We start from the raw sequence: 10,551 nt of genomic DNA, 5'->3' as shown, positions 1-10,551 counted from the left end.
TAGGGTGTCCACCGCGCCTTCAGTCGGAGTAGGCTCGGTCGAATATCCAGCTCCTTCAATCGCGTCCAATACTGCGGACATGTCAAATTGCTCCGGATCAAAGTGAAAACTTGCTTTGGAGTCTGCCAAAGACACCTGAACGTCTGCCACGCCCGGGAGTTTCTCCAAAGCTTGGGTCACCCGCCGGACACAATGTTCACAAGTCATGCCATACACGGCAATCTCTATCTGATTCTGATCTTTAGTTTCTGTAGTATTAGCCATAGTATCACCTCCAAAGGTACACTTATAGAAATTTTGACCGTTACCCTATCACCTTACGTTTTCGATTTAGTAGATAATATTATGCAACCAACCTATTTGATTAGTTTGAAGATAGTTTTTAGAACTTCATCCATCACTTCTGCATCACCGGCCTGAAGCTGTTCTTTAATGCAGGATTTCATATGCTTTTCTAATAGTAGCTTTGCTACTCCGTTTAAAGCCGACTGGGCAGAGGAAATCTGATTCAAAACATCATCACAATACACCTGCCGCTCGATCATACCCTTAATGCCGCGAACTTGCCCCTCAATTCGATTCATCCTGGTAACAAGCTCGCGGATAGTTTTTTCACTATGATGGCTATGCCGTCCGCCACTCTCTGAACTCTCGTCACAAACCGGACAGGAAACATCTATCTCATCCATGTGGTCACCCCTTTTGATTTAATAGTGTAGCCTCCTAAAACCGATAGTATACCCCCCTATACTATCTTGTCAATTCTTTTATTGATTATTCGCCGTTAAAAGTTTCTTGATAAAATAGAATTTAATATTTGAAGTGCAAAGAGGCTAAAGCCATTAGCTCCCTTTCCTACCTCACCCAGTCTTATTATCCCGTATAGTTTTAGGGCTCTGAAGAAAGTTCAAATCCTATCACCTCTCAACGTTTTCACAAATAAAAGAGGCCTTGCGAAAGCATTTTCACAAGGCCAAAAAGGTGCCGCCCTCATTGGACGCTATTTGAGCTTAGGGTTGCTGGAGAGGTTGGCGAAGCAAGTCGCTGGACTGCGATTGATATTATAACGGGTACAAGCGAAACATCAACAACGCGCCCGCTGCAGCACCTTGTTAGTGGTTTCATTTCGATCTATTGCCGAAAGCTATTTTGGAAAGTGTTGTCGAACTTTCGCCGCAATCTGATGATCCGTCATCTTGTCGACTGTTTCAATACCTACGATGCGTCCCCCGAGGTTATCTCTTTCAAGACGTTCTTTCAGTTCGCCTTTTGCCTCACCAGGACCAAATATAAGAATAGCTTCTGCATCGCGAATACTCGCAATTACCGCATCGTAATAAATATTGAGATGTCCCGTAAACGTTCTCTGACGGCTATCGTCTTCCGGTACTTGCAGTGGTTCATAGGCACCCTCAAGAGGTGAATCACCAGAACGGCGGAGCTGTTTTTCAAGCTTCGATATTATCAGTCCTATTTCTTCCCCTTCGTCCGTAACGGTCACGATAATAGCCTTCCTATGATCAATCCACAAACCCACTTTTGTTCCCATCGATTTCTCCTCTGTCTATTAGCTCCACCTAACGCTCGCAATCACGGGAGGCGAAGCGATGCTTTTGAATTCCCACACATTATTCTGAATTAAGATCAAACCGTCTAGCTACAACAAGCCACATCCTAGGCGCATAAACCTTGAATCTCAGTTACTGAATAACCGTAATATAGGTTATTTATACCCATAGCAACCTCTTTAGACGCAGCTACACTTTTTAGAGGATGTTTCGGCGTTGATTTTTGTTTCTAGATTAAGTGACTAAGTGCCCCGTTGATCGATATAGTAAATCGTGTTCATGATATTCGGTCTAAGGGATAATACGGAGTTCCGATCCTCTTCACTGTCAGCTTTTCTTGCAAAAAGAAATAGCCCTTGTGAAAATGCTTTTCACAAGGGCTATAGTTTTGTCGTCCTGATGGGACATTATTTGAACTCGGATGTGTTAAATAGATTAGCTAAATATTTGCCTGGACTGCGATGGTAATATATCAAAAACTCTATTGCAACTATAATAGTTTATGCGCCTTCCGGCATTTGGATGAACTTCTTGATACCTTTGATTTTCTTCGCCTTGCCTATCTTGGCGTTCAACTACGGCATCGAGTTTTCTTTCGATACTTGCTGTTCTAAGGCTAATATCATCAACCTTGTCATCTAATAAATCAACTTTGTTGGCCAACGAATCAACTTTATCGTTTAGTTCTGTAAGATGCGGCAAAACTACCTGCTCAAAGCCCTCATTAAAGACTTGGATCATACGCTTTTCCAAGCGCTCAGCTTGTTCTTGAAGACGTGCATCAATGTGCTTATCAAGCCGTTCGGCTTGCCTATCTAATAGTTCTTCAATTACCTTTTTACCTGCCTCGTTCATGAAAGCATCATAGCTTCCCGGGCAACCTCTGTCAATGACAATAATTTCAAACTTACAAGGTATTACCTGCGATTATTTCTAACATGTTCTTACCCATTGCTAGTTCTTTTCTCTACAACAACCATACTAGCCTTAAGTAAAACTCCTTCTACCTGTCAACTTTTCTGCAACTAAAAAAGGCCTTATGAAAGCCATTTTTCACAAGGCCAAAATCGGTGTCGGGGCGACAGGATTTGAACCTGCGACCACACGGCCCCCAGCCGTGTGCGCTACCAAACTGCGCTACGCCCCGTTTTTTGTTTCGCGCTAATTCTTAACGCGTTGTCATTATATCAAATATCCCGGCATTACGGAATTTCATGAAAGCTATTATCCAAAAAGCGCTTTACGTACCGTGTCAAACAGCCCGGTCCATATCCCCCAGTTCAAGCCCCATAAATCGCTCCCGGTATCCCGGTACTGTGAACATCGGGGGCTTCATAGTTTCCTCGATCGATTTCACATCCAGGCAAAACTGGTCGGACTCGTGTTTGATGAGTTTCATCGTTTTGCTTACCTCGTTCAGCAACTCAACGCGATGGCGTTCCTCTAACTTATCGATTATTACCTGCATGATCGCAAAGGACATTTTGCTAAGGCTCTCCAGCGGCTGATTACGATGAATACGCTCCACCAGGTCTACCTGGCCCATGATATCCAGGCCGAATTGTTCGAGGATATTTAGCAGCAAGCCCGTTTCTACACCGTAGCCGTTATGGAATCCTACCCGCTCGAGGATTTCGCGCCGGCCCGCATACTCGCCCGAGAGCGGCTGGACAAAGCCGGATAATTCGGGAAAGAACAGGTTGAGAAGCGGGCGTGCGGTCAGCTCGGTTACCCGGCCGCCGCCGGTTTCGATGAGCTGGTCGCCTATCTTAACGGGTCGCCTGTAAAAGCCCTTTACGTATTTTATGTGGGGATATTTTATGAGCGGGCCGACCAGCCCGTAGACAAACCGGGGGTCGATATTCTTAATGTCGGTATCTATCCAGGCTATAATATCTCCTTTAAGCGCATAGAGGCTTTTCCAGAGCGCCCCGCCTTTCCCCAAACGCGAGCCCCATTCGGGCAATATCTCGCTTTCCCGTATGACTTCTACCCCGAGGCTTTCCGCTATCCTGGCCGTAGAGTCGATAGAATCGCTATCGATGACGACGATCTCATCGATAAGAGGGTACCTCTCGCACAGATGGGTCCGCATCGTTTCGACTATGACGCCAATCGTTTGTTCCTCGTTTAAGGTAGGTAACCCTAAACTTATCGTTAAGCCTTGCTTGCGCTTTGCTTCCACCAGCTTCTCGATATCCGAGAACTCGTCGGCATGAAACGTATTTTCAGCAAACCACGTATCAACAGCCTCTGAGATCGGTACCATACTCCGCCCGTTCATACCGTTTCCATTCTGCTTACGCGGAAGGATTCCCACGAATGGCGCTCTCTTCTGAAGTGTCGAAGATGACTTTGCAATGATTACGGTTGCATTCGTATTCTCTAGAATCGGTGCGACGATCTCGTCGGCTCTATATCCGTTTGACCCCGTAGTGGGAGCGGCTGTTATTATGAGATCGTGGTCGCCGACGTCGACGTGTGCTATCTCTTCACCATAGTCGCCGCGTTTGTCCGCGTGAACAGCCATAAGCTCCGCGCCGTATTCGCCCGCTATTGAGAGCGCCGTATCCATAACCAAACCCGCATCCGACCCACTTTGCAGGCACACAAGAATCCTCTTGTACTGGTGCGTGCTTCCAGGTTTAATGATGAGCGAATCAACAGACGGTTCGTTAAGAAGCTTGTTGAGGAGAATTCTGTAATCGGGATTCACTTGGTTCTCTTGCGACCACGGCATAACTATAAGATCATAGTTCTCGCCCTCAAGCGTGGCATTGATCGTCTGCCAAATGTTCCGAGAGACCTTAACGCGGTGGCTTATATCGTTCGCTTCGAGCAGCCGGCGGTACTCCCGCGCAGGCAGAGCCCCGGTGCTTAAGGAAGCTTCTGACGCAACCTCCACCATCCCGAGCATAACCAACCTCGGTTTTTCCCCGGCAAGAATCGAAGAGACAAGCCTTACGGCCTCTCTGCTTGTTTTTTCCCCTAGCAGCGGAAGCAAAACCGAATAATCAGAAGAGGAAGCCGCCAAACCGTTTCCTCCCGATGCACGCCCGGTTATTTCCGCTTGAATATCCCCATCGTCCATAAAATCTTCGAGCGAACTAAGGTTAATTCTCAATCGATTCACGTCCCTGCCGGCAAGCCGACATCATCGACCGGCGTGCCATTGATATGGAGGATACACAAATGCCTGCGTTAAAAGGTATTTTGCGCCTGCTTAGGAAGCGCGACTGGCTAGGTATCCGACTTAGCACTATATACCCAAAATCGGCAGGTTATAAAAGGGGTTATTTTACATCCAGCGAGCCGAATCATCAGAGTTCGGAAGTTTTTTGGAAAGGATGATGGTAGCGCCGCGATCCCTGGCTATAAATTTCACATCATCCATGAGTTGCTGCATGAGATATATGCCGCGGCCCCTGTCCCGCACCAGGTCGGGCGGCCGCCATGCGGACAGGTCGGGGCCATAGCCGATACCGCTGTCTGAAATCGCCACCTTAAAGAAGGAGTCCTGGATGAAACATCCCACCCGGATATTATTGTTTTCACCATCCGGCGATTGCCCGTGCAGGACAGAATTGGTGACCGCTTCGCACACCGAAACGAGCACGTCCGAGGAATCGTTTTTATCAAAACCGGCGGTTTTAAGCTCTTCGCCAACAAACTTTCTAACATCATTGACCGCAATCGGTTTGTTGATGACGACCATTTCTTTAACGTCCGTTTTCTCGCCATTTTTGGTACATTTAAGCACCACGATGGTAAAATCATCAGCAAGATCGCCGGCCGAGAAGCGAGTCGTGTGCTCGAGGATACGATCCGCGAGTTCCTGGGCGCTGAGATCGGGGTTTCTCTTAACAAACCTGCGCAGCCGTTCGAACCCGAAACAGTCTCCCTTATTGTTTCGTATATCGGTCACGCCATCGCTGAGCAGCACGAGCACATCGTCTTTCTCTAATCGCACCTGCTGTTGTTCGATAAAAAGGTTTTGCTGAATCCCGAGTGGCGTTTGCGGCGACCACAGGTACTTCGCCTGTCCTCCAGAGGAGAGCAGCGGCGGCAAGTGCCCGGCATTCGCATATACAAAGGTCGAATTCGTGTAGTTATAGACGCCGTAAATCGTCGTCACGAAAACCTCGGGCGACGTATCCTCCCATAATATCTGGTTGAGCGCCCTGAGCGGCGATATAACCGAAGCGGTGTTGGCGGCAGCCGAGCGCAGAATATACTTATGCATCGAGACCAGAAGCGCCGCGGGCAAGCTTTTGCCGGCCACATCACCGATAGCTATACCGAGTTTTTCATTATCGAGCGGAATGAAATCGAAGTAATCTCCGCCGATTTGTTTCGCCGGTTGGCACATAAAGCCGATATCCAAACCCGGCGTCGTCGGCTTGCTATGGGGCAGGATATTTTTCTGGACTTCGGTCGCAATCCTTAAGTCATGGTGATAGATCTCAAGCTCATGATCCTTGGTAATATCCCTAACCGTACCGACGATTCCTTTTTTGTCGCCGTAATCGATAAGCGAATGGCTTACCTCAACGAAACGGACCTCGCCGGTTTTATTAACCCGAATGTTTGCTTTTATCCTGTCGGTCTGCGTTTTGGAAGGATCATTTATCGGACACCTATCGCAAACATTGCCATCGACAAATATGTCTTTAAACACCTGCTGGCATTTCTTGCCGATCACCTTTTCGGCTTTCCGCCCGGTCATCGCCTCAAGTGCCGGGTTAAACAATTCAATCTGCAACTCGGCATCGACCATAAAAATGCCTTCACCGGTTCGCTCGATAACGATTGAGCTTTTTGCCTTCTCTTGAAGAAGCTCGACGGAAAGCTCGGCCTCACGCCTTGCGATCTCTTCTTCGACAACCCTCGAGTAAAGCTGGTTATTCCTGATGGCAACCGCAAATTGGTTTGTAAAAATGCTGATTGTCGACAGGCGTTCTTCTGTAAAAAAGTTCGGCTCAACCGAGAACAAAGCGATAACGCCGCGAACCTTTCCTTTCACGATAAGTGGGATAATCGCCGCCGACCCGAATTCTTCACCAATCTTAATCTCGTTTTTGTTAGGATAGTCAAAGTGCGACAGGTCATCTATTACGATGTGCGACCGGTTTCTGAAAGCCATAGCGATAGGATGATTCTCGTCAGTGTATATCTCGCCGGTTTTAAAGGAATCCGTATCGACCCCCCATCTATAGATATGATCGAGTTTTCTGCCCGACCTATCGCTTAAGAAAATGCAGCCGCGTTGTATCTCGAATACCTTCTTTATGGCTTGCCCGACCCGCTTAAATATCTTACTCACGTCGATTTCGCTTGCTATAAGCTTTGAAAAATCAAGTGCGGCCGATAGGTTCTTGGCCTTATAGAGCGCCTCCTCATAGAGACGCGAGTTATCAATAGCGATCGCCACCTGGTTGGCAAAGATCTGTATCAACTCCAGCTCATCGACAAACCGGGCTTCGTCCCCCGACCAGTTAGTAGAGAGGCCGAGAATACCTATAACCTTGTTCTTGACAACCAGCGGCACCGCTAAAAACGACTTGAAATCATCAACCGGTAGTTCTTCGCCTATCTGCAATCCCGCTAGCAGGTCACATGGTGCAATAAGTACCGGTTTTTTATCCTCGACCAGGCTTTGCTTCTTTCCCTCGTCGATGACAAACACTTCATGATGGAACCGCTCGACGCCGTTAATTAAGCACTTTGAGATCCTTAGCTCATCGGTATCGTCATCGTAAAGCGCTATACACACAGACTGTGCGCCAAAGAAACCCGAGACCGCCTTTATAACCGATCCCTGAATCTTATTGCAATCATGGGATGAGCTGATCTTCTGGCTTACTGTAAAGAGGTTTCGTAAACCCTTCGCCCTGTATTCAAGCTGGCTGTAGAGACGTGCGTTCTGGATGGCGATCGATGCCTGGTTTGCGAGCGTCGAGAGGACTTCTTCATCCGCCTCGGTAAATACCCCTCCGTCTTTCTTGAAACTCACCATGACCAGGCCGCATGGGTTTTTGCTTTGATCGATAAGCGGCACACCCAGAAAACCCCTTAGCGGCAGGTCCTCGGTTCTCTCTATTCCGCTTTCTTTATGTAGCTTTATATCGTCCAGGCGTAACGGCTTGCCTGTGCGCAGTATTTCGGCGTATGCCACCTCATTGTACGAGCCGCGTTCTTCATCTGTCTTGGTCAATACCGGTTCGCCAAGGATGGGGTCGATGTTTGATGTCCGATATTCAAAATGCCCCGTTTCAGGGTTATAAAGCGCCGCCGCAGACATTAGACAACCCACCGCCGACCTTGCAGCGTCTACGATCTCTTTCATCATCTTTCCGATATCGGTAACCGCAACGATTCGCGATGTATGCGTGTGCAATATTCTCAGTTCTTCGGCTTTTTTCTTCGTCTCCTCAAAGAACCTGATGTTACGCAATGCGGCTGCGACCGGCCCCGAAAGCGATTGCAATATCTTAAGGTCACTGTTATCAAATCTTGACGTGCTCTTACTAAAAGCCTCTAAGACACCGATTACCTTGTCACCCTGCTTAATCGGCACCCCTATATATGATTTGAACTGCTCGCGGTTAAGCCAAGGACGTTCGTGGAATCTGCTCTTCGACCTGATGTTTTTTATAACCATCGCCCTGCCGCGCTCGACGATTCCGGCGGCGGGATCTTTCTTTAGCGGTACGTTCCCGAACCCCTTAAGTATCTTGTTAAAACCCGAGGCAACCTGGAATTCGAGTGAGCCGTCCCTGATAAGAAGAATATCGCAAAGATCGGCCCCTACGATGGCCATGGAAACGTGGGTTATCTGGCGCGCAAGCTTCTTCATATCAAGCGTCGTGCCCATGGTTTTGCTGAGCTGCATCAAGCTTGCCTTGAAGAGAACGTCCTGGTTTTTCACGACATCGAGCGCCCTGGTCCGCTGTATACCGTCCGCGATGTGCACCCTTAGAAGCTTAAGTAGTTGTTCGGTCTCCGTCACTTGCATTGAAGGATCGGCAAAATAAATGGCAAGCACCCCTACCTCCGGCCCTCTTGATCCAAGGCCGATGATAGCGAACTTGCCGTCTGCATGCTTTATGTCCTCTGAGAGATATGTCTCCAGCTCTTTTCCGATACTTGCGCTCTTCTTGAAAACTACCGGTCTATCGGGCCTGAAGCCATTGCTGGCAATCTCGACTAGACCCTGGGTGTCCTCGCTTTCTAACAGCATGATACCGGCATTCGCCTTTGAAAGCATAAGGATGGATTCAAGTACTGAGGTCAACACTTCCTGGAGGTTCTTACCTACTTCAAAACTATTCTGAACCATACTAGCGTAGATTTTTTGCCACGCTTTACTGTCTTCGCCAAACTCTTTTTCTAATGCTGCTAACTCTTCTGTGATTGAATTTTGGTCGCTGGCAGACACCTGATACGCCCCCTGTAGCTCTCATTCACGGAACTTTGATGTAAAGGCTTCCTGTTATAGCATGCAAGCGGTAATTTAATACCTAACGTTTGTATTACCCTTAATTGTTGGCTGTTAAACAAGAAATTTTTGTTTTTTTTGAAACTTTTGGTCTACCTTTTCTGTTGTGGACGAAAGCTGCATCGATCATGCATGGGCATTTGCTAGTATTCTAACGTATGCATCACAAAACGGCTATCCAATATGGCAAAGTTTCTAAGTTTTTTATTTTTGGCATAGAGAGAAATAAGACCTCGTGCGAAGGTTTTATAGTATGCTTTCTTTAATACTGTTTAAGGCCCAGGCCAAGGAGGCACAATGCCCGAGTTAAGACAAGACCCCGTAACAAAACGCTGGGTCGTCGTAGCAAAAGAGCGAGCAAAACGTCCGGATGATTTCATACTAAGAGATGGCGGTTCTTCACCCCAGGTCTGCCCGTTCGAGTACGGCAATGAGTCCATGACCCCGCCCGAGACCCTGGCGTTTAGACCGGGTGACTTGCCACCCAACTCACCGGATTGGACAATCAGAGTAGTGCCAAATAAATTCCCCGCCTTTACACCGGAAAATCACGATGAAACGATAAACGGCCTCTATCTGAGCAGAAAGGCATATGGGGCGCACGAGGTCATCGTCCACGGCCCGCAGCATGAATCGAGTCTGGCCACGCACCCAACGCACCAGGTAGTAGAGGTGCTAAAAGCATATAAGCTTCGATACGATTACCATAAGAATCAACCCTACGCCCGTTATATTCAGATTATTATCAACCACGGCAAGCCGGCCGGGGCATCGCTCGAGCACTCCCATTCCCAGGTATTCGTCGTTCCGGTACTCCCCGAGGTTCCTGCGGCGCAGCTATACGGGGCCGCCGAATATTATGACGAAAACGGTCACTGTATTTACTGTAAAATTATTTCGCAAGAGCTGGATATCAACGAGAGGATCGTTGAAAAGACGGATAATTTCCTTGCGTTTGTTCCGTTTGCCGCCAAGCTCCCCTTCGAAACGTGGATACTACCGCTGCATCACAGGCCTAAATTCGAAGATATCTCTAACGACGAGATCGAGGAACTTGCCGTCATATTCAGGAATACGCTGCGGCGGTTTTACAACGGGCTCAACGACCCTCCCTACAACATGTACCTGCATACCAGCCCACCAGGATACGGCCTGACCGATACCTACCATTGGCACATGTCTATAATCCCTAAACTAACGATCCCCGCAGGCTTCGAGCTGGGCACCGGCATGTGGATAGACGTCACCATCCCCGAAGCCGCCGCAGAATTCCTGCGAAACACCCAACCGTAAGTGAGGGTCGCGGGTGTGGGTAGGGTCCAGAGGCCGGGGTCCGGGGTGTGAGCCAAGAATGAAAAATAGAGTGAAGGGCTGGAACCAACCAGCCCCTCCTCATCAAACCGTACGTGAGGTTTTCCCTCATACGGCTTTCCGACATTCTTTCTTCCGTGAGCATTCAGATTACAGCAAGTTTAAGCAGCCCAT

General features: G+C 48.2%; 7 protein-coding genes and 1 tRNA gene. 1 reads left to right on the top strand and 7 read right to left on the bottom strand.

Features of this window, described 5'->3' with window-relative positions; genetic code table 11:
• The 7 genes from ACYC56_RS08885 to ACYC56_RS08855 all read right to left on the bottom strand — a co-directional run.
• A partial coding sequence (locus ACYC56_RS08885; protein WP_461373826.1) for a heavy-metal-associated domain-containing protein occupies positions 1-264 on the bottom strand: 264 nt, incomplete at its 3' end.
• Positions 265-356: 92 nt separating this feature from the next.
• Complete coding sequence (locus tag ACYC56_RS08880) at positions 357-689, bottom strand: metal-sensitive transcriptional regulator (RefSeq protein ID WP_461373825.1); 333 nt, start codon at positions 687-689, stop codon at positions 357-359.
• 455 nt (positions 690-1,144) lie between these two features.
• Entirely contained in the window at positions 1,145-1,549 is a 405-nt protein-coding gene (locus ACYC56_RS08875; protein ID WP_461373824.1) for a hypothetical protein, read from the bottom strand.
• A gap of 454 nt (positions 1,550-2,003) precedes the next feature.
• Positions 2,004-2,423 (bottom strand): hypothetical protein, encoded by a 420-nt coding sequence (locus tag ACYC56_RS08870; RefSeq protein WP_461373823.1) that lies wholly within the window; start codon positions 2,421-2,423, stop codon positions 2,004-2,006.
• A 218-nt stretch (positions 2,424-2,641) separates the two neighbouring features.
• Positions 2,642-2,715: transfer RNA gene (locus tag ACYC56_RS08865), tRNA-Pro, on the bottom strand.
• Positions 2,716-2,820: 105 nt separating this feature from the next.
• Positions 2,821-4,701 carry a glucosyl-3-phosphoglycerate synthase gene (locus ACYC56_RS08860; RefSeq protein WP_461373822.1) on the bottom strand — a complete coding sequence of 627 codons (1,881 nt, stop codon included), beginning with the start codon at positions 4,699-4,701 and terminating at the stop codon, positions 2,821-2,823.
• Between the two features lie 165 nt (positions 4,702-4,866).
• A complete protein-coding gene (locus ACYC56_RS08855; RefSeq protein ID WP_461373821.1) occupies positions 4,867-9,006 on the bottom strand; it encodes a GAF domain-containing protein in 4,140 nt (1,379 codons plus the stop codon).
• Positions 9,007-9,363: 357 nt separating this feature from the next.
• Here ACYC56_RS08855 and galT point away from each other — a divergent pair, with 357 nt between their 5' ends.
• Positions 9,364-10,359 carry a galactose-1-phosphate uridylyltransferase gene (gene galT, locus ACYC56_RS08850; RefSeq protein WP_461373820.1) on the top strand — a complete coding sequence of 332 codons (996 nt, stop codon included), beginning with the start codon at positions 9,364-9,366 and terminating at the stop codon, positions 10,357-10,359.
• Positions 10,360-10,551: the final 192 nt, after the last annotated feature.

This window comes from Candidatus Aquicultor sp., from assembly GCF_054640775.1.
The sequence above is the reverse complement of the archived record's forward strand: the minus strand, read 5'-3'. Positions and strand labels throughout refer to the sequence as shown.

What these genes read in the sequence shown, in the direction of transcription:
- ACYC56_RS08880 (WP_461373825.1), bottom strand. Translation starts at nt 689, where the DNA reads ATGGATGAGATAGATGTTTCCTGTCCGGTTTGTGACGAGAGTTCAGAG.
- ACYC56_RS08875 (WP_461373824.1), bottom strand. Translation starts at nt 1,549, where the DNA reads ATGGGAACAAAAGTGGGTTTGTGGATTGATCATAGGAAGGCTATTATC.
- ACYC56_RS08870 (WP_461373823.1), bottom strand. Translation starts at nt 2,423, where the DNA reads ATGAACGAGGCAGGTAAAAAGGTAATTGAAGAACTATTAGATAGGCAA.
- galT (WP_461373820.1), top strand. Translation starts at nt 9,364, where the DNA reads ATGCCCGAGTTAAGACAAGACCCCGTAACAAAACGCTGGGTCGTCGTA.